Below are 17,867 nucleotides of genomic sequence, written 5' to 3'. Positions count from 1 at the left end.
TCACCACGCCGAACCGCCAGCACACCACCAAGATCAACTTAAGCTACGTGGCATTGCCCTACTGCCGCGACTCCGTACTCAGTTGCGGATGAACAGACGGACGGACAGACGGACAGACCGTCAGGCAGACCAACAGACAGACCGTCAGGCAGACCAATAGACTGAGTCGCGCTTCTGACCTGGTGTTATGCGAGTGCTTCCGTGGATACGTGCGCAGTTCGCCCTCGCACGCGTACCGTGGAGATGCACGCGCAGTACGGGATCGTGCCCGAGTCCTAGCGTCGCAGGTACCCGTGACCCTGGAGCCATTCCAGTCCCAGCACTACGAAGCCGGATCGGCAGGCGAGGCGTAGGCGGCGGGACACTCCGAACGTCCTGGGAGTGTCCATGTTGCTTCTGTCCGTGCTGGTCGTGTGCGTCGCCTTCCTCATCGTGGTGAGTGGCTGTGCCGCGCACGTCGCCTTGTTCAACACAGACAAGCGGCGCCGAGCTGACGGCGCGAAGGTCCTCGGAATCACCTGGCGACCTACGGCAATCGCTAGCTTGGTCCTCGTAGCCGTGAAGCTGCACGAAAGCGGCGTGATCTAGCAGCGCTCCGGCGGTGCCGTCCGCAACGTGTCGTGGACGGCACCGCACCGGTTCGGCTCACGCCGCCGAGGCCACCAGTTCGCCGAATTCAGCCTCGCGAGGCCTCGGGACGCCGGGCAACGGCAGCAGGAGCTGCCCGGCGCCCGCCCACGTGCGGCCGATGCGCACGGGCTCGGCGAGCATGATCGGCTCGGGTTCAGGCTCGGCCCGTCGACGACGCAGGGCTCGGCGAGTGCGTTCGTAGTCGGTGTGCGCGGTGCGGCACAGGTCGCAGCGGCACCCGTGCTTGGCGTAGCGCGGGTTCGTGCCGTGCGCGGGCAGCACCGCGGGCAACTCGTGCCCGTCGCGCTCGGCGAGTCGCAGGCGTTCCTCGGCGTCGAGTCCACCCCACAGCCCCCAGGCTTCGCCGGTCGCGAGCGCGCTCGCGAGGCACTGCTCGCGTACCGGGCACCCGGCGCACAGCGCGCGACATTGGGCGTCCTCGGCGGGCGACTTCGGCTCGATGAAGTCGAGGTCAACGCGGCCCTTGCACGCCGCTCGGGTCTGCCACTCAGGCAGTCGGGGCAGCATCGAGCAGCCTCCGCACGGTGTCGAGCGCGTCGTCGAGCGCTTGCGTGATCGGGGAGTAGGCGACCAGCAGGGCGAGCGCGACCTCGGCGTCGTAGCGGTCGCGTGCCTGGTGGTGGGTGAGCGCGCGGTCGAGGGTCTCGGCCACGCCGGTGAGCGCGTCGCGGGTTTCGTCGGTCATCACGCGGCCTCGCTCACCGGCTCAGCGAGCGCGGCCAGCAGCCACGGCAGAGCGGCCGAACCTGTTGAGGCACAACGCCATTGCCGAGAATCCGTAGCGCGGCACTGCGTGAGATGCCGGGAACGTCGGTGACCCATCCCGGTTCGACACCCTGCATCCACTCGACGAACGCCGGGTTCAGGACCCGGTCGGCTCGTCGTCCGTCCACAGTGGGCGCAGGAGCGACTCGTCCGAGACGGCGTTCCCAGCGTTCGATGGCGGGTGCGTAGCCGCCGAAATCCACGCGGCTGGAACCTCGTCCCAGCTCGTGAACTCGTGCGGCAGCGTCCCGGAGGCCAGTTCGAGAGCCTGTTCGAGGCTCGCCCCCGAGGCGCCGCCCTGCTCCGCCGGACGCTGCGCCCACCGGACCCCGGTGCGCTTGGTCGCCGTGCGCGGTGTCGGCAGAAGCGCCGTCGGCTCGACGAACTCGCGGGCGAGCGTCTCCAGCGACGGGCGCACCGCCGCGCCGGGCGTCGGTGACTGGTTGGTGCCGTAGGGCGTGGCGCTCGCGGTCGGCAAGAGCTGCACCATCGTGCGCAGGTTCGGACTCCCGTCCCCGTGATGCCCCGGCCCGAAGCGATCCGACGACGTCGGAGTCGGCAGCAACGACGAAGATCCGGAAGCGTTCGTGAGGGGCGCCCACGTCGGCAGCGCGTAGGCCACACCACGCCGCGTCGTACCCGAGGTCGGCCAGGTCCGCGAGAACAACGCCGAGTGCCCGCATAGCTGGGCCTGCGTCGTCTCCCAGACACCACGGGCAGGGTTCCACCTGGCCATCGGCTCGCGCACTCAGCAGACCTCGCACGTTCTCGGCGATGATCAGCCGAGGGCGGAGGATGCTCGCGGCGTAGACCATCTGGGACCACAGCCCCGAACGGTTGTCCGGGCGCAGGCCTGCCCGCTTGCCCGCCGCGCTCAAGTCCTGGCAGGGGAACCCGCCGAGGAGCACGGCGACGTGCTCGACCTGCTCCCAGTCCACGGCCGCGATGTCACCGAGGTTGGGCACGCCCGGAAACCGATGCGCGAGCACCGCCGAGGCGTCCGGGTCGTTCTCGACGTGCCACGCGACGGTGCCGCCGAGCACGGCCTGAACGCCCAGGTCGAGCCCACCGAACCCTGAGAACAACGACCCGATCGCCGGCCCGTCGCCGAGAAAATCGACGTCGCCGAGGACACTCGCGGCGCCCGATTCTGACCCCCGATAAATGAGGCTTACCGGCGGCCAGACCTCACGCCGAGCAGCCTCGCCGACGTCGTCCTGACTCACCGAAGTTGGCGCCGGGCGCGGGGAATCCGGCGCAGCCTCGCGCCGTCTCACCGAACCTGGCGCGGCGTCGTCGCCGCGCTGCGGCGATGCCAGGTTCGATGAGACCGGCCTCGCGTGCGCGCGGAGCGGCCCGCGACCGGTCGCCGCCGCCGTCCCGAAATCCTTGTGCGTGTCCATCTCGTCCCCCAGGTGGTCAGTCATCGCGCGGCCGAGAACGCCTCGGCGAGCCGGGCGTCGTGCGCGGGTTGCTTGGTAAGCGGCTTGCCGCCCGGCCCGGTGCAGCGGGCGCCCGGCGGCGCCTTGCACCACGGGCAGGCCACGGCGAGGTACACGCGCCGGGCCTCGGCCTCGGTCTCGACGTGCTCGGGGTCGGCGCCACGGGCGAGAGCGAGCGCGGCGGTGACGCGAGCGACGCCGGAGCGGATCGAGCGCACGAGGTCCTAGGGCCGCTGCTCGATGGCACGGGCGCGCAACGCGGCGTTGTGCTCGCGCTCGGCGTCCTCGCGCCGGGCAGCGCGCCACGACTCGACGATGTCCGCGGGCATCACGGTTTCGGTGCTGCGTCGGTAGTGCTCGCGCAGCGCGTTCTCGGCGGCGGAGTACGGCACGTCGTCGAGCACGTGCGCCCACGTCCGCACCTGCATCGTGCTCCCGGCGCTGATCTTGTTGTCGAGCGTCGAGGCGATGCCGAGCAGCCGGGCGACCTCGGCGGCGTTCATCGCCGAGCCCCGTCGAGTGCGAGCAGCTCGGCGTCGACGACCTGCCCGTCGCCCTGGCCCTCGCGCTCGAACTCGGCGGCGAGCGCGAACCACCCGGCAGCCTTGGCGTCCCGCTTGGACAGCCCGGCGGGCGCGGCCGTGGTCTCGGCGTGCCGGACTCGGACGGCGTCGGCGTACAGGTGCGGCAGCAGACCGGGAGCGGCGCCGGGGCGGCCGTGCCACAGGTCGAGCGCGGCCGTGACCGTGTCCGGGTCGGCGCGGTCGGCGAGCAGCCCGTCGACCTGCTTGCCAAGCGCCCGCACCGTGTTCGTCGGGTACGGCGTGCCGACGGAGCGGTGCCACCCGGCGGTGAGCCGGTAGGCGTCCGGGCGCACGGCGGTCGCGGCGAGAGTGCCCGCGGTGACCCCGACGCCTCGCGTGCGCGTGCGCGCGTGACGCTTTTCTTGAGTTGGTAGTGAGTCTGGGTGACTACTCCCCTTACCCCCTACCCCCGCGTTTGACGGGAACCCTTCGGCGAAGGGTTCGGCGAACCCTTCCGACGGGGGGTTCATCAGGGGTAGGCGAGGACGAGGTCGAACGTGAGCTCGTGGGTTCCGTCTGGTGGTAGGTGGAAGTGCCGTCGAGGGTGTCGGCGACCGCGTCGGCGTGCACGTGATCGAGGCGCCGCAGCTCGGCGGCGAGCACGGCGCGCAGCCTCGGCGACTCGACCGCGAGGGCGTACCGGAACGCGGCCTTGAGCACGTTGGGTTGCTTGGCTACGCCGTCCTTGCGCAGGAACGCCCGCACGAGCACCTCGTCGGTGTCGGCGTCGACCACGGCGAACCGGGCGCGGTCCAGCTCGGCGAGCGCGGCCTCGATGTCGGCAACGCTGGTTGCCGAGCAGCCGCGCGCCCACCTGCTCACCGTGAGCGGCAGGACTCCGGCCTGGTTGATGGTCGGCTGCGAGAGCAGCAGGAAGTACAGCCGCTGTGCCTCGGGCGAGAGGGCGCGGAAGTCGTCGTCACGCCAAATCGCGGTCAGGATGCGTGCGTGTTCGCGGCTCACGCGGACGCACCTCGCAGGTGCGCCTCGGGCGCCGTAGGGCCGGCGGTCATGACGGCGATCGGGGCCTGTTTTGCCTGCTCGGCGGCACAGGATGCGCATCACCTCGGCAGCCTCGGCGGGCTGCAACTGGTCGAGCGGACGGCGGCCGACGAGGGCGGCCTCGACGGCAAGCGCGTCGAGCAGCCTCGGCTCGGCGGGCACACCGGTAGAGCTGATGGTCACGGTGAATCCCCCAGGAAGCGGCGAGCGCGGGCGTGCGCCATCGCGCCCGCCGCAAGATGACGACGGACTTCGTGGGATGTGGGTGTGAGCGGCTAGGCGGCCGACTGCGCGGGGTTCGCGACCCAGACGCGGTTACGGCTCGCTCGCCGACTGCGTCGTCGGCTGCGGTACTCGCCGCACGGCACGATCCGGCGGCGAGCGGCCCACGTGCCGATCAGGCTCGGCAGCACGTTCGGCGAGTGCGCCTCGATTCCTGTCGGGATGCCGCGCCGGATGTCCTCGGCGGTGAACGGCTGACCCGAGGCGACCAACTCGTCGAGCACGACCTCGGCGGCCTCGCGATGGCGACGGTGCGCGGCGACAGCGGCGGCGAGGTTGGCCTCTTGGCCCTGTTTGCGGTCGGCGAGGCCGAGCTGAAGCTGATCAGTCACGAAGTACCTCCCATCGCGGTGGGTTGTGGTCGAGTTAGCGAGCCCACTCGCCGAGGTCGGCGAGCAGGTGGTGATGCCGGGCGACCTCGGCGGCTCGCTCGGCAGGGTCGAGCCGGGCGAGCGTCGGACAGGTCGGGCACTCGGGGCAGCAGGGCACACAGTCGACGGCCGCGCAGCAGCCGCCGGGGAGGTGGTCGCCGCAGCACGCGGCAGGCACCTCCGCAGCGATGAGATCGGCGGTCACGCGGCGACGTCCGCACGAACCGGCGAGGGGCGCAGCGAGGGCGCCGCGCCGTTGCGACCAGGCACCCGGATTGCGACCGACTCGCCGTTCACCAGTGCCCGGCGGTGTCGTCCGAGCGCGTCGAGCACCTCGGACGTCGCTTGCAGCTTCACGGCCTCGGCGCGCTTGTGGTCGGCGACCGCAGCCCGGTACTGCTCGGCGAGCCTCGGCTCGATCTCGACCTCGGTGTCGTCGATCTCCGGGTGCAGCGCACGCACCGCTCGATACGTCGCAGGGTGCTCGTCGATCTCCGGGCGCACACCACGGTCGACCGAGTCGAGGAACTCGCGCGCGGCGGCGCGCAAGGCCTCGGCCTCGGAGAGGTTCCACTCGACGACGTACTCGCGGAACTCCAGGTTCGTGGTCAGCACCGCGACGTGCGCACGGTTCAGGCCGAGCGCGTCGAGCTGCCACATGACCTGACACCGGACGTAGCTCGGAACCTCGTCGGTGCCGCGCCGACCTCACTCGAACAAGTCGGCAGCGGTCTTGATCTTCAGCAGGGACCGCTCACCGAGCCCGGTCAGCATCCGGTCCGGCGTCGCGAGCTGCCACGGCCGTTGGCGGTTCGCCCGCATGCCGGTGCGGCGCACGCGGTACTCGGGATGCTGCTCGGCGAACCACTCGGCGATGACGGACTCAAGCCGGTGACCACGGCGCATCGCATCATTGCTCGGCGCCGAGGCGATGAGGCCCCGTTTCCTATTCCACAGAGAGAATACCGATTCATACGGCGAGACATTCATAACTGCGGCGATCTCTGAGCCCCCAAGGCCCATTGACCGAACCGCGTTCCATTCGCGAGAACCAGGCTCGAACGAGCCGACACGTACAGCGGGAGCCTTCACGCGGCGGCTCCGTTGTCCGTCCCGTCGACCTCGAACACGTCCTCAAACGAGACGTGGAGCTTGCTCAACGTAGCGGCGATTAAGGAGTTACCCGGCAGCTGCTCGCCGTCGAGCACCCGACCGACCGTGGACTGAGCGACACCGAGGTGCTTGGCGCGCGCATACCTGGATCTCAGGCCTTGCGCGTTTCCGATTCTCTCCAGCGCACCCGTGCGGATACGCACCTGTGCAGCCATCCAAACCCCCAGGCCGATTCGTGTACGGAACGTTCCCCGTTCACGATCACGACCCTACGTGCGCAGCTGGACAGGGCTCAACGATTGCGTTAACGGAAGTACCTGACGAAACCAACCGTCGACGCGCGTAGTGACGTAGGCAACTGCGCCGAACGGGTATGCGTTCGACCCGTCCGTTCTGTCCTGTTACGTCGGCGGGAGGTAGTTCGTTGCCGCGGCGTAACCAGCCACGGATAACATGGTTGAACCATCAAAGATCATGTGACGCAAGGGGAAAGATCGGCGCGAGATGTCCGTCGAGGAGCAATACGGCGAGTCGTCTGCGTGCGAATGACTACAATGCGCTTACTTGCGCAGATGGAACGGTTAGTCAAGCCTTGGCGACAACCTGTGTTTGTCCGAGGCGCCGAGTTGCGCCTAGATACAGTGATTGAAAACACATTGCTACGCAGGTGCGCACATGCATAACCGTTTGGGTCGGACTGAATTTTGGGCACTGATTATTGAGGTTGCATTGCAATGATATGTGTCGGATTGATGCTTGCTTAACCTAAGAAACTTCCCGTGTGTCTTAGTTGTGCATGGCGATCGCTTGCGGTCTGAGAGCTGCCCGAGATCGGTTGGTCCCAGGGGCTTGGGTAGCGGCTTTGAAGATCCACTTCTCACCCTTCACACATGCCACTTGCGCTCGTCTGTATGCTGGTGTTTGACCAGGTAAGTACAGCGCTAGTGCTGGTACGCCTTGTAAGCGAAAGGTTAGGGGTTCGATTCCCCTCGCCGGCTCTTGTACAACGAGGGTTCGCCCAGGTGGGCGGGCCCTCGTCTCAATTCGACGTGACAGTTCGTCAGCTTTTGCGAACGAGTCCGGTAAAGCCCGCGACACTCAGCGTGGCGAAAGACCAGCCGAGGATCTGCACCACCCAGCCTGCTCCTGTCGCCCACTGTCCGGCTGGTCCGTTCGCCAGTTCGCATCTCGGTGTGCCTCCGAGCTTGACGAGCGGGATCGCGAGATCCGCCGCAAGACTGATTCTGTTCACCGGTGAACAGGCGTCAGCTGGGCGATCTTTGGCCGGGGTCAGGCCGTTGAACTCTCCCGCTGTCCACACGAGACAGAGCGCGAGGACGAAGGTGATCAGCAGGCCGGCGACGGCTCTGGACGGTTTGTAGCCGTAGCCGAGGGTGACGCCGAGGAACCAGTGCCACAGCTTGTTGCCGGGGTCGCCTCTCCGTCGCAGATCTCGCTGCTGGGCAATCAGGACCTTTCGTGCGGTGTGTTCGTGGCCAGCGGCGCGATGGACGGCGGCAAGTTGTTGGTACGGCTGGGCTTCGTACCCGGCCGTGTGAGTGTTCAGCATCTTGAGCCATGCGCTGGTGTTGGATGGGGGCTCGGGATAGGTGAGGCCGTTGATGGTCAGGACGAAGTCTTCCGTCTCCAGCAGTGCTGGCACATTGAGGCTGAGCGCATCTCCGACCTTGGTACGGACGAGACTGAGCTCAGGGCCCGTTCCGTTATTGATCAACTTTGTCGGACGGAACGCCAGTTCGCTGTTCACGCTGGTGTCGCTGACCTCCACCGCAGCCCTTCGACTGGCAGCTTCGATGACGGTGTCGGTGACCACGACGCTCGCGCCTATCACCGCCTTGTTCAGCACCAGAGCTTGACCACCGTGGTTTCGAACACTGCCTCTGACGCCAAGACCGGCGCCGGTATGCGTATCAACCATCCGAATCGCGCAATCGGAGGCATGGTGAGCGAGCACGTCGAATCCGTCGTCAAGCCGCACTTCCTGGCGGAACTGTGCGCCGTCGAGATTGATCGCGGTTTCCTCCCAGCTGCGCACTACTGCGCGTCTCATCAGCAGGCTGCCGGCCGAAGCCTCTATGAGTCGAACTGCGGTGCCGCTACCACCTGCCTTGATGAAGACCTCGTCGAGGAAGATGGCGCCACCAACCCTGGCGCTGTTGGCGAGCAACGCCCCACCTGACTCGTTGACGATCACGGCCTTGTACAGCTGAAGATCGCCGCCGATATCGCAGCCGTCGAGCCAGAGTGTCGTGGCATACAGCCCGCTCGCGGCCACGGCTCGGTTGACCCGCAAGCCCCGCCCGTACATCAGGCCGACGCTGCTCCCGTGGATTAGCAGCGGGCCGTCGATCGATGCGTTGTCGAGGTTCAACGACTGTGTTCGGGCGTTCCGCATCCCGAAGTAGCGAACGCGCAGTCCGGCGGCATCGAGGCTCGGCAGCGTGGATCTGTCGAATGTCAGGGAACGGAGTTCGGCGTCGCAGACGGCTGGCGTCTCCTCGAACATGCACTTGTCCAGTTCCAGCGATGTCTGGAGGTGGAGATCGATGAGATCGAGACGACCAGTGACGCGTGCTCCATGCACCCTCACTCCGCGGGGATCAACGTCTCCGGCCCTAAGCAGGTCGCGGATCGCCTTCGCGGGGAGGGTGTTGTCGCCGCGCCGCGAGAGATCGAGCACCTCGCCGGCCTCGGCGGCACGCCTCAGCTCCTGCTCCGTCTCACCAGGACGTGACATCGTGTGCACCATGTCCTACCTCGCGGATAGCGCGCGCTACGACCAGATGACGTACCGGCGGACGGGCCGCAGCGGTCTCAAGCTGCCTGCCATCTCGCTCGGTCTGTGGCACAACTTCGGCGGTGACCGGCCGTACGAGCTGGGCCGCGGCATCGCGCGGAGGGCGTTCGACCTCGGTGTCACGCACTTCGACCTCGCCAACAACTACGGTCCGCCCTATGGTTCGGCGGAGATCACGTTCGGGCAGATCCTGAAGGATGATCTCAGGCCGTACCGCGACGAGCTGGTCATTTCGACCAAGGCGGGCTACGACATGTGGCCGGGTCCGTACGGGGAGTGGGGCAGCCGCAAGTATCTGCTCAGCTCGCTCGACCAGTCGCTGAGCAGGATGGGCCTCGACTACGTCGACATCTTCTACTCGCACCGGTTCGACCCGGAGACGCCGCTGGAGGAGACGATGGGCGCGCTCGTCTCCGCGGTGCAGCAGGGCAAGGCGCTCTACGTCGGCATCTCGTCCTACTCGCCGACGAAGACGCGTGAGGCGGCCGAGCTGCTCAGGTCCGCGGGTGTGCCGTTGCTGATCCACCAGCCGTCGTACTCGATGCTCAACCGCTGGATCGAGCCGGAGCTGCTGGACACCCTGGAGGAGGTCGGCGCGGGCTGCATCGCGTTCTCGCCGCTCGCGCAGGGCATGCTGACCGACCGCTACCTCAACGGGATCCCCGAGGACTCCCGTGCCGCGCAGGGCAAGTCGCTGTCGACCGACCTGCTCACCGAGGAGAACCTCGGCAGGATCCGCGCTCTCAACGACATCGCGAAGTCGCGCGGGCAGTCGCTGGCCCAGCTCGCGCTGACGTGGACGATCCGCGACCCGCGCGTCACGTCGGCGTTGATCGGTGCCTCGTCGGTCGGGCAGTTGGAGCAGAACCTCGCCGCACTGCAGGCGCCGCCGCTGACCGACGACGAACTCGCCGAGATCGACAAGTACGCCGTCGAGTCGGGCATCGACCTGTGGGCGACCAGCTCGCAGGCGGAATGAGCTAGCGCCGCCGGGGGAGACGGATGGTGAAGACCGTCGACCCCGGCCGGCTGGTCAGCTCGATCGTGCCGCCGTGGGCCTGGACCAGCGACTGCACCACGGCGAGACCCAGGCCGCTGCCGCCGCGCTGGCGGTTGCGCGAGTCGTCGACGCGGTAGAACCGGTCGAAGATCCTCGCCTGGTCGGCCTCCGGAATTCCGGGGCCGGTGTCGCTCACCTTCACCACCGCCCAGCCGTTCGACGCCGTCACCTGCAACGACACCGAGGTGCCCGCAGGGGTGTGCACGGCAGCGTTGGTCAGCAGGTTGTCGAGCACCTGCCGCAGCCTGGTCGCGTCCGCGCGCATGATCACCGTGTCGGCGTCGACCTCCAACGGGTGCGACGGACGGGCCGCGCGGAACGCGTCGGCGGCGGCCTCCGCGATCGCCGCCAGGTCCAGCTCCTCCGGACGCAGCGGTGGCTCCGACTCCGCGGAGTCCAGGCGTGCCAGCAACAACAGGTCGTCGAGCAGCACGCTCATCCGTGCCGCCTCCGAGCGCAGCTTCTCCAGGTGCTTCTCGCGTTCGCCCGGTTCGTTGGCCGCCGCGTACCGGAAGAGGTCCGCATAGCCGCGCAACGACGTCAACGGCGTGCGCAGCTCGTGGGACGCGTCGGCGATGAACCGGCGTAGCCGTTGCTCTGCTGCAGTGCGCGCGGCCAGTGAGGTGTCGATGTGCGCGAGCATCTTGTTGAACGCCTCGCGCAGCTCGTCGACCTCGACGCCGCCGCCGTTGCCGTCGACGCGCACGGTGAGGTCGGCCGAGTCGGTCAGGTCCTGCGAGGAGATGTCGTGCGCGGTGTCGGCCATGTCCGACAGCGGTCGCAGGCCCCGCCGCAGCAGTGCCTGACCGCCGACGACCAGCGTGACCAGCGCGGCCAGGAACGCGATCACGATGACGGTGATCAGCTGCGAGATGGTGCCGTCCCTGTCGTCCATGGGAGCGGCGCTGACCAGCACGATCTCGTTCGCTTTGATCGGGCACGCGCGCAGCCGGAACTTGCCCTGGCCGCGCAGGTACTCGGTCGAGAACTGTTCGGTGGTCAGCGCCTTCTTCGCGAGGTCGTCGAACTCCTCCCGGTCCTCGGGCTGCTGCTCACCCGGCTGGGCCTGCAGCCGGCCGTCCTGCACCTTGTAGACGACGGCGTACCAGGTCGGCGGAAGCTTGGTGACCTTGTCGTAGTACTCGACGTCGTGGGCGGCGCTGGTCTGGCTCATGGCCATCTGGTCGTCGAGCCGCTTGTCGAGGAACGTCTTCATCGACGTGACCATGACCGCGCCGACGATCGCGAACACCGCGAGGGCCAGCGCGCCGAGACCGAGGGCAAGCCTCGTGCCGAGGCGGAGCTGTGTGGTCATTCCGCGGCTCGGCGGAGCACGTACCCCACACCGCGCACGGTGTGGATCAACGGCTCGCGGCCGTCGTCGAGCTTGCGGCGCAGGTGGGAGATGACCAGCTCGACCACGTTCGAGCGGCCGCCGAAGTCGTACTCCCACACGTGGTCGAGGATCTGGGCCTTCGTCAGGACGGCGGGCGAGCGGCGCATCAGGTACCTGAGCAGCTCGTACTCGGTCGGGGTGAGGGTCACGAGCCTGCCGCCGCGGCGGACCTCGCGCGTGTCCTCGTCCATCACCAGGTCGGCGACCTTCAGCACGGAGCGCTTCCACGACGGACCTGTCGAACGGCGCAGCACGGCGCGAAGCCTGGCCATCAGCTCCTCCACCGAGAACGGCTTCACGAGGTAGTCGTCGCCGCCGCGCGTGAGTCCCGCCACACGGTCCGCGGTGCCGTCACGAGCTGTCAGGAACACCACGGGCACCATCGCCCCGGTCGCCCGCATTCGATCAAGAACAGTGAATCCGTCCAGGTCAGGCAGCATGAGGTCGAGCACGACGATGTCCGGCTGGAACTCGGCGGCCTCTCTGAGCGCGTCCTCACCGTTGAGCGCGGTCGCTGCCTGCCAGCCCTCGTACCGGGCGACCGTCGCGACCAGGTCAGCGATGTGCGGCTCGTCGTCCACGACGAGCAATCGAACCGAGTTCCCCTTGTCCACGTGCTCATGGTGCGTCACCTGGTGCCCCGCCCGCTCGATCGACAGGAAGTCGACAGCCCGTGCAAAGCGGAGCCACAGCTCGGACGCCCAGGATCGAGAACGACCGTCCGAAGAAGACAGACCGAGACCGCTGACCGAGGAGCTCGCCGTGACGACCACCCTGCAGCAATCCGCGCGACCGGCTCCGGCCGGCCGTGCGACGCCGCACAAGGTGCTGGCCAAAGCCGGCCTCTACGTGTTCCTCCTGGCCAACGCGGCGTTCGTGACCTACCTGTTCAACGCCGCCGGTGTCGGCTCGAACAAGCTCGTCAACCTCGGCCGGCTGGCCGGTCTCTACGGCGCGCTCGCGATGGCGTTCCAGCTGCTGCTGGTGGCCCGGCTGCCGTGGCTCGACCGGCGGCTGGGCATGGACAAGCTCACCTCGTGGCACCGCTGGGTCGGGTTCACGATCTTCTGGATGCTGATCGGTCACCTCGTCTTCATCGCGTTCGGCAACGCGGGCTCGGACGGGCCGATCGCCGAGATCGTGCGGCAGGCGACCGAGCTCGAGGGCATCCTCCGCGCGCTCGTGGCGTGGGCGATCATCATGGTCGTCGGCGTGGTCTCCGCCCGCTTCGCGCGGCGCAAGCTGGCCTACGAGACCTGGCACTTCATCCACCTGTACACCTACATCGCGATCTTCCTCGCGTTCACGCACCAGGTCGCGGTCGGCAGCACGTTCCGCAAGTCCGCGCTCGCGACCGGCTACTGGTGGGCGCTCTGGGCGTTCGCGATCGGGTCCGTCGTGATCGGCCGGGTGGTGCTCCCGTTGTGGCGCAACTGGCGGCACCAGTTCCGGGTCGCCGCGGTCGTGCCGGAGGCGCACAACGTCGTCTCGGTCTACATCGAGGGCAAGGACCTCGACCAGCTGGGCGCCAAGGCCGGTCAGTTCTTCCTGTGGCGCTTCCTCACCAAGGACCGCTGGTGGCAGGCCAACCCGTTCTCGCTGTCCGCGGCGCCGAACGGCAAGTACCTGCGGCTCACCGCGAAGGCGCTGGGCGAGGGCAGTGCCGACATCCGCAACGTCAAGGTCGGCACCCGCGTGTTCGCCGAAGGCCCGTACGGCGCCTTCACGACCATGCACCAGACGAAGCCGAACGCGCTCCTCGTCGCGGGTGGTGTCGGCATCACGCCGATCCGCGCGCTGCTGGAGGAGATCAAGGGCCACGTCGTGGTGCTGTACCGGGTGACCGACCCGCGCGAGGCCGTGCTGCTGCGCGAGCTCGAAGGCCTGGCGCAGGCCAAGGGCGCGGTGCTGCGGCTGGTGACCGGGTCCTCGAAGACGATCACGGCGAACGGTCCGTTGCTCGGGCCGAACAACATCGCGGCGCTGGTGCCGGACGTGGAGGAACGCGATGTCTTCATCTGCGGCCCGAACGGCATGACCAACGCCGTGGTCCAGAGCCTTTCCGAACTGGGAGTGCCCAGCAACCAGGTCCACGCCGAGCGCTTCGCGCTGGCCAACTGAGAGGGTTCGACGACGTGAAGAGGGCAATTCCCGTTCTGGCGCTGAGCGTGGCCGGCCTGGTCCCGGTGTGGCTGTACTCGCCGGGTCCCGCCCACGAGGGCGAGATCAACGAGGCCGCCGCCGCGCCGGAAGCCCAAGCGCAGACCCAGACCCAGACCCAGACCCCGGCTGCCCCGAAGACGACCGGCTCCGCGCCGAAGACGACCGGCTCGACACCAGCACCCCAGCAACAGCAACAGGCGCAGACGAGGACCGTGTCCGGCCCTGCGGTGAACACCTCAGAGGGCACCGTGCAGGTCCAGGTCACCTTCCAGGGCACCAAGATCACCGACGTGAAGGCCCTGCGGGCCCCGAACAGCAACCCGACCAGAATGGCGCTGCCGTTGCTGCGCGAGTCGGCGCTGAAGGCACAGAGCGCGGACATCGACACGGTGTCCGGCGCGACCGCGACCTCCGAGGGCTACAAGCAGTCGCTGCAGGCCGCCATCGACGGGGCGCGGTAGGAATGCCGGTGCGGCGCGTCGAGCACATCATGGGCCTGCCGATCTCGGTGGACCTGCGTGACGGGGACGCCGCCCTGGCCGAACGGGCGTTCGCGTGGTTGAGGGAGGCGGACGACCGGTTCTCGCCGTTCAAACCGGACAGCGAGGTCTCCCGGCTGGACCGGGGTGAGCTCACCAGGGAAGAGCTCACCCCGGACCTGGTCGAGGTGCTCTCGCTGTGCGACTGGTACGAGGAGTCGACCGGCGGCGCGTTCACGGCGACCGTGCCGGGACGCGGGCTCGACCCCTGCGCGGTGGTGAAGGGCTGGGCCGTGCAGCGCGCCGCCGACATCCTGCGCGAGGGTGGAGCGACGACGTACTGCGTCAACGCCGGTGGCGATGTCGTCACGGCCGGTGAGCCGGAACCGGGAAAGCCTTGGCGCGTGGGCGTTCGCCATCCCGACATCGCGGATCAGGTCTGCGTCGTGCTCGGCGTGCGCGACGGAGCCGTTGCCACGTCAGCGTTGTACGAACGCGGGCAGCACATCCTGGACGGCCGCACCGGCCGGCCGGTCGCGGGAATTCTGTCGGTGACGATTTTCGCCGAGGACCTCGCGATCGCGGATACCACTGCCACAGCAGCGTTTGCGCTGGGCAGGGACGGGATCGAGTGGGCAGCGGCACAGGAGGACTGCGAGGTCTTCATCGTCGACGAAGATCGCCGGGTGTTCTCGAGCCCTGGACTTCCCGTACACATCTGTTAACATGCCCGCCCAACGGAGCGTTGACTCCGGGGCACGGATTTCGTTGATCAAGAGCTGGATCGGAGCTCGCGCTCGGGGCAAGTCCCGGCCTGCTGTCGACCAACTACTCGTGCGGAACAGCCCGTGGACGAGCGAATTCGGGAGCGCTCCCCACGGGCTGTTCCTGTTCTCCCGCAACGATGATCGGCGGAACCTCGACGTCCTTCGCCGGCACGAGACGCGGGCCGTCCGGGCCGTGGACCGCACGCGGTTCCGGGAAGACGAAGAGCAGTGCGAGGAACAGCACGGCGGCGACGGCGATCGACAGCGGCAGGCTGACGTCCACACCACCGGCGAGATCACCCAGCGGCCCGACGAACTGCCCGGGAATGTTGGTGAAGAGCACGCCCACGAGCGCCGCGACCCACCACGCCGTCATGCCGCGCCAGTTCCAGCCGTGCGTGAACCAGTACCGCCCGCCGCGCTGCCGCCGGTTGAACACCTGCAGCGCCTCCGGGTCGTACCAGCCGCGCCGGGTGAACAGGCCGAGCATCATCACGACCATCCACGGCGTGGTGCAGGTGATGATCAGCGTGGCGAACGTCGAGATGCTGCGCACCAGGTCCAGTCCGAAGCGCCCGACGAAGATGAACACGATGGCCAGCGCGCCGACGAGCACCGTCGCCCGCACCCGTGACAGGCGCGGGAACACCGACGAGAAGTCGAGGCCGGTGCCGTAGAGCGCGGTGGTCCCGGTGGACATCCCGCCGATCAGGGCGAGCAGGCACACCGGCAGGAAGAACCACTGCGGCGCGATCGCGAGCAACCCGCCGACGAAGTCCTGGGTGGCCGGATCCACATAGGACGGTGCCTTGGCGGCGATGATGCTGGCGGTCGCGAGGCCGAACACGAACGGCACGAGCGTGGCGACCTGGGACAGGAACGCGGCGGCGACGACACGGCGATGCGGTGTGCTCGCCGGGATGTAGCGCGACCAGTCGCCGAGGAACGCGCCGAACGAGACCGGGTTCGACAGCACGATCAGCGCCGACCCGATGAACGCCGGCCAGAACAGGTCCTGGGTGATCGTGCCCGCGTACGACGGGTCGAAGCCGCCCGCGAACGCCAGGACGCCGAGCCCGAAGAGCAGCGTCGCCGACACGACGGCGATCTTGTTGACGAAGAGCATGAACCGGAACCCGTACGTGCACACGATGAGCACGAGACCGGCGAACACCGCGTACGCCGTCGCGTAGGCGAGGGTGCTCCGCGGTACCCCGAACAGCCGGTGTGCGCCGCCGACCAGCGCGTCGCCCGAACTCCAGACCGCGAGCGAGAAGAACGCCACCGCGGTGAGCAGCGACAGGAACGAGCCCACGATCCGTCCGTGCACACCGAGATGCGCCGACGACGAGACCGCGTTGTTCGTGCCGTTGACCGGTCCGAAGATCGCCATCGGACAGAGGATCAACGCACCGGCGAGCACGCCGAGGACGGTCGCCGCGAGCCCCTGCCAGAAGGACAGTCCGAACAGGATCGGGAACGCGCCCAGCACGCAGGTAGAGAATGTGTTGGCACCGCCGAAGGCCAGCCGGAAGAGGTCGAACGGGGTCGCGGTGCGCTCGGCGTCCGGAATCCGCTCGATCCCGTTGGTCTCGACCTGGGTGAGCGGCGGCGGTTGCTCGGCCATATCGGTCTCCTGGACGCGGCGGCAGCTGGTGCGCCGACGCTACAAACCGCGCCGTGACCTCGAACACTGGACGTTTCATCCAGCTGGCGGCCTCAGATTGTGCGAATCATCCCAGCGCTGACAGTACGCGGGGCCCTTTCGTACTGCATGAGCGCACGCGGGGGCCCCGCGTTTCCTTCTGGGGAACGTGGGGCCCCGCGTGCCGAAAGCAGCAGGGGGTTAAGCGTAGCGGTCCTCGTTGAAGTCGAGGTTCACGGCGGAGCGGCCCAGGTCGCGGCCCATCTCGTCCAGGAGGTCCACGAGTTCCAGGCCGCTCAGCCAGTCGCGGGGCAGAGCTTCGGTGCCGTGCAACGCGCCTAGCACGTTGCCCGTCAGCGCCGCCGTCGCGTCGCTGCCGCCGGAGTGGTTGGCGGCAGCGCGCATCGCGTCCACGAACTGCACGGGCTTCGGGTGGGTGAGCACGGTGTAGACCGCGATCGCCAGCGCTTCCGGACCGGTCCAGCCGCTGCCTAGCCGGTCGACGCGCACGGACGACTCGCCGTCGTGCTCCTCCGCGAGCACCACGGCGCGCGTCAGCACCGTCGCGGTGTACGTGTCGTCGCGCAGCACGCGGCCGATGACCTGGTCGATCGCCTCGCGCAACGGCCTGCCCTTCACCGCGAGCAGGTGGATCAGCAACGCGAGCGCGCCGCCGGACACCCAGCCGCCGGTCCCGCCGTGGGTGATCGCCGCGAACCGGCAGCCCAGGTCGTAGGCGATCGCCGCGGACGGTGCGAAACCGGCAGGCGCGGTGCGCGTGACGCCGTTGCAGCCGGACGACTCGTTGTGCGGGTTCTGCGGTGTGGACATGGTTTCCGCGGCGAGCGCGCGCAGGCACGTCAAACCCGGCGACCGGCTCTCGTACAGCCGTTCGTCTGCGAGCAGCCCCACCGCCCCCTGCTCGGGGGCCGGCTGCTGCTGGGTGATCAACCAGCGCCGGTAGCTGTGCCACACCATCTCCGACGGCTCCCACTCGCCGGTGCGCTTCCCGCGCACCCACGCGCGGAGGTAGCCGTCGGCGGTGAAGAGCGTCAGCTGGGTGTCGTCGGTGACGAGGGCGGGCTTCGGTGGTGCGAGCACGCCGCCGGCACCGTGTTCGCGCTGGATGTCGGCCCAGCCGAGGTACTGCACCGGTGCACCGAGCGCATCACCGAGAGCGCCGCCGAGGAGGCACCCGGCGCCGCGGTCAACCACGGAGTCACGATCTCGCGGCACGGTTGAACAGTAGCGTCCCGCGAACTTGAACCGCACTTGTATCTGAGACCCCGGCTCTCGCACCTGTTGAAGTGACGAGGTCAGCGGGCGTGA

Annotated in this window: 22 protein-coding genes and 1 tRNA gene; 6 read left to right on the top strand and 17 right to left on the bottom strand. The window is 68.4% G+C overall.

Annotated elements, in window-relative coordinates:
- The first annotated feature begins 387 nt into the window (after positions 1-387).
- Positions 388-588 carry a hypothetical protein gene (locus IEZ09_RS37900; protein ID WP_189258664.1) on the top strand — a complete coding sequence of 67 codons (201 nt, stop codon included), beginning with the start codon at positions 388-390 and terminating at the stop codon, positions 586-588.
- Positions 589-645: 57 nt separating this feature from the next.
- On the opposite strand, the gene IEZ09_RS37895 is transcribed toward IEZ09_RS37900, so the two are convergent.
- The 12 genes from IEZ09_RS37895 to IEZ09_RS37840 all read right to left on the bottom strand — a co-directional run bounded on the left by IEZ09_RS37895 (position 646) and on the right by IEZ09_RS37840 (position 6,425).
- Positions 646-1,158, bottom strand: a complete 513-nt coding sequence (locus IEZ09_RS37895; RefSeq protein WP_189258663.1) for a WhiB family transcriptional regulator — start codon at positions 1,156-1,158, stop codon at positions 646-648.
- Positions 1,139-1,336 carry a hypothetical protein gene (locus IEZ09_RS37890; protein ID WP_189258662.1) on the bottom strand — a complete coding sequence of 66 codons (198 nt, stop codon included), beginning with the start codon at positions 1,334-1,336 and terminating at the stop codon, positions 1,139-1,141. The genes IEZ09_RS37895 and IEZ09_RS37890 overlap by 20 nt, the downstream gene beginning before the upstream one ends.
- Positions 1,337-1,349: 13 nt before the next feature.
- On the bottom strand, positions 1,350-2,819 hold the full coding sequence (locus IEZ09_RS48010; protein WP_189258661.1) for a DNA cytosine methyltransferase: 1,470 nt from the start codon (positions 2,817-2,819) through the stop codon (positions 1,350-1,352).
- A 20-nt stretch (positions 2,820-2,839) separates the two neighbouring features.
- Positions 2,840-3,076 carry a zinc finger domain-containing protein gene (locus tag IEZ09_RS37880; protein ID WP_189258660.1) on the bottom strand — a complete coding sequence of 79 codons (237 nt, stop codon included), beginning with the start codon at positions 3,074-3,076 and terminating at the stop codon, positions 2,840-2,842.
- 6 nt (positions 3,077-3,082) lie between these two features.
- The gene (locus IEZ09_RS37875; RefSeq protein ID WP_189258659.1) at positions 3,083-3,361 is read right to left on the bottom strand and encodes a hypothetical protein; all 279 of its coding nucleotides are present in this window, start codon (positions 3,359-3,361) and stop codon (positions 3,083-3,085) included.
- Positions 3,358-3,735, bottom strand: a complete 378-nt coding sequence (locus IEZ09_RS37870; protein WP_189258658.1) for a hypothetical protein — start codon at positions 3,733-3,735, stop codon at positions 3,358-3,360. The genes IEZ09_RS37875 and IEZ09_RS37870 overlap by 4 nt, the downstream gene beginning before the upstream one ends.
- 103 nt (positions 3,736-3,838) lie before the next feature.
- Positions 3,839-4,627, bottom strand: a complete 789-nt coding sequence (locus IEZ09_RS37865; RefSeq protein ID WP_189258657.1) for a hypothetical protein — start codon at positions 4,625-4,627, stop codon at positions 3,839-3,841.
- Between the two features lie 92 nt (positions 4,628-4,719).
- Complete coding sequence (locus IEZ09_RS37860) at positions 4,720-5,058, bottom strand: hypothetical protein (protein ID WP_189258656.1); 339 nt, start codon at positions 5,056-5,058, stop codon at positions 4,720-4,722.
- A 34-nt stretch (positions 5,059-5,092) separates the two neighbouring features.
- A complete protein-coding gene (locus IEZ09_RS37855; protein WP_189258655.1) occupies positions 5,093-5,302 on the bottom strand; it encodes a hypothetical protein in 210 nt (69 codons plus the stop codon).
- Positions 5,299-5,757 carry a hypothetical protein gene (locus tag IEZ09_RS37850; RefSeq protein WP_189258654.1) on the bottom strand — a complete coding sequence of 153 codons (459 nt, stop codon included), beginning with the start codon at positions 5,755-5,757 and terminating at the stop codon, positions 5,299-5,301. Before IEZ09_RS37850 ends, IEZ09_RS37855 begins: the two co-directional genes overlap by 4 nt.
- Before the next feature lie 48 nt (positions 5,758-5,805).
- Positions 5,806-6,189 carry a YqaJ viral recombinase family protein gene (locus tag IEZ09_RS37845; protein ID WP_189258653.1) on the bottom strand — a complete coding sequence of 128 codons (384 nt, stop codon included), beginning with the start codon at positions 6,187-6,189 and terminating at the stop codon, positions 5,806-5,808.
- The gene (locus IEZ09_RS37840; RefSeq protein ID WP_189258652.1) at positions 6,186-6,425 is read right to left on the bottom strand and encodes a hypothetical protein; all 240 of its coding nucleotides are present in this window, start codon (positions 6,423-6,425) and stop codon (positions 6,186-6,188) included. The genes IEZ09_RS37845 and IEZ09_RS37840 overlap by 4 nt, the downstream gene beginning before the upstream one ends.
- A 698-nt stretch (positions 6,426-7,123) precedes the next feature.
- Between IEZ09_RS37840 and IEZ09_RS37835 the strand changes: the two genes are divergently transcribed.
- Positions 7,124-7,208, top strand: a tRNA-OTHER gene (locus tag IEZ09_RS37835).
- Positions 7,209-7,270: 62 nt separating this feature from the next.
- Here IEZ09_RS37835 and IEZ09_RS37830 read toward each other — a convergent pair.
- A complete protein-coding gene (locus IEZ09_RS37830) occupies positions 7,271-8,980 on the bottom strand; it encodes a hypothetical protein (protein WP_189258651.1) in 1,710 nt (569 codons plus the stop codon).
- On the opposite strand from IEZ09_RS37830, the gene mgrA reads away from it, so the two are divergent.
- Positions 8,979-10,007: an L-glyceraldehyde 3-phosphate reductase gene (mgrA, locus tag IEZ09_RS37825; RefSeq protein WP_189258650.1), complete on the top strand. Its 1,029-nt coding sequence runs from the start codon at positions 8,979-8,981 to the stop codon at positions 10,005-10,007. The two genes, IEZ09_RS37830 and mgrA, sit on opposite strands and share 2 nt — an antisense overlap.
- Before the next feature lies 1 nt (position 10,008).
- Here the strand turns inward: mgrA and IEZ09_RS37820 are convergent, their stop codons facing one another.
- Positions 10,009-11,403 carry a sensor histidine kinase gene (locus tag IEZ09_RS37820; protein ID WP_189258649.1) on the bottom strand — a complete coding sequence of 465 codons (1,395 nt, stop codon included), beginning with the start codon at positions 11,401-11,403 and terminating at the stop codon, positions 10,009-10,011.
- Positions 11,400-12,098, bottom strand: coding sequence for a response regulator transcription factor (locus IEZ09_RS37815; protein WP_229813311.1), 699 nt, complete (start codon positions 12,096-12,098; stop codon positions 11,400-11,402). Before IEZ09_RS37815 ends, IEZ09_RS37820 begins: the two co-directional genes overlap by 4 nt.
- 148 nt (positions 12,099-12,246) lie before the next feature.
- Between IEZ09_RS37815 and IEZ09_RS37810 the strand changes: the two genes are divergently transcribed.
- The 3 genes from IEZ09_RS37810 to IEZ09_RS37800 are packed head-to-tail and all read left to right on the top strand — an operon-like array spanning position 12,247 to position 14,851.
- Entirely contained in the window at positions 12,247-13,605 is a 1,359-nt protein-coding gene (locus IEZ09_RS37810) for a ferredoxin reductase family protein (protein WP_229813310.1), read from the top strand.
- Positions 13,606-13,619: 14 nt separating this feature from the next.
- Positions 13,620-14,108: an FMN-binding protein gene (locus IEZ09_RS37805; RefSeq protein WP_189258646.1), complete on the top strand. Its 489-nt coding sequence runs from the start codon at positions 13,620-13,622 to the stop codon at positions 14,106-14,108.
- A gap of 8 nt (positions 14,109-14,116) precedes the next feature.
- Positions 14,117-14,851: an FAD:protein FMN transferase gene (locus IEZ09_RS37800; protein ID WP_189258645.1), complete on the top strand. Its 735-nt coding sequence runs from the start codon at positions 14,117-14,119 to the stop codon at positions 14,849-14,851.
- Between the two features lie 103 nt (positions 14,852-14,954).
- Here IEZ09_RS37800 and IEZ09_RS37795 read toward each other — a convergent pair whose 3' ends face one another.
- Together IEZ09_RS37795 and IEZ09_RS37790 are read right to left on the bottom strand one after the other, a co-directional pair.
- On the bottom strand, positions 14,955-16,520 hold the full coding sequence (locus tag IEZ09_RS37795; protein WP_189258644.1) for a purine-cytosine permease family protein: 1,566 nt from the start codon (positions 16,518-16,520) through the stop codon (positions 14,955-14,957).
- A 219-nt stretch (positions 16,521-16,739) separates the two neighbouring features.
- On the bottom strand, positions 16,740-17,774 hold the full coding sequence (locus tag IEZ09_RS37790) for an ADP-ribosylglycohydrolase family protein (protein ID WP_189258643.1): 1,035 nt from the start codon (positions 17,772-17,774) through the stop codon (positions 16,740-16,742).
- Positions 17,775-17,867 lie beyond the last annotated feature (93 nt).

Source organism: Lentzea flava (assembly GCF_014648475.1).
GTDB lineage: Bacteria > Actinomycetota > Actinomycetes > Mycobacteriales > Pseudonocardiaceae > Lentzea > Lentzea flava.
This window is presented reverse-complemented; position numbering and strand designations above follow the sequence as displayed.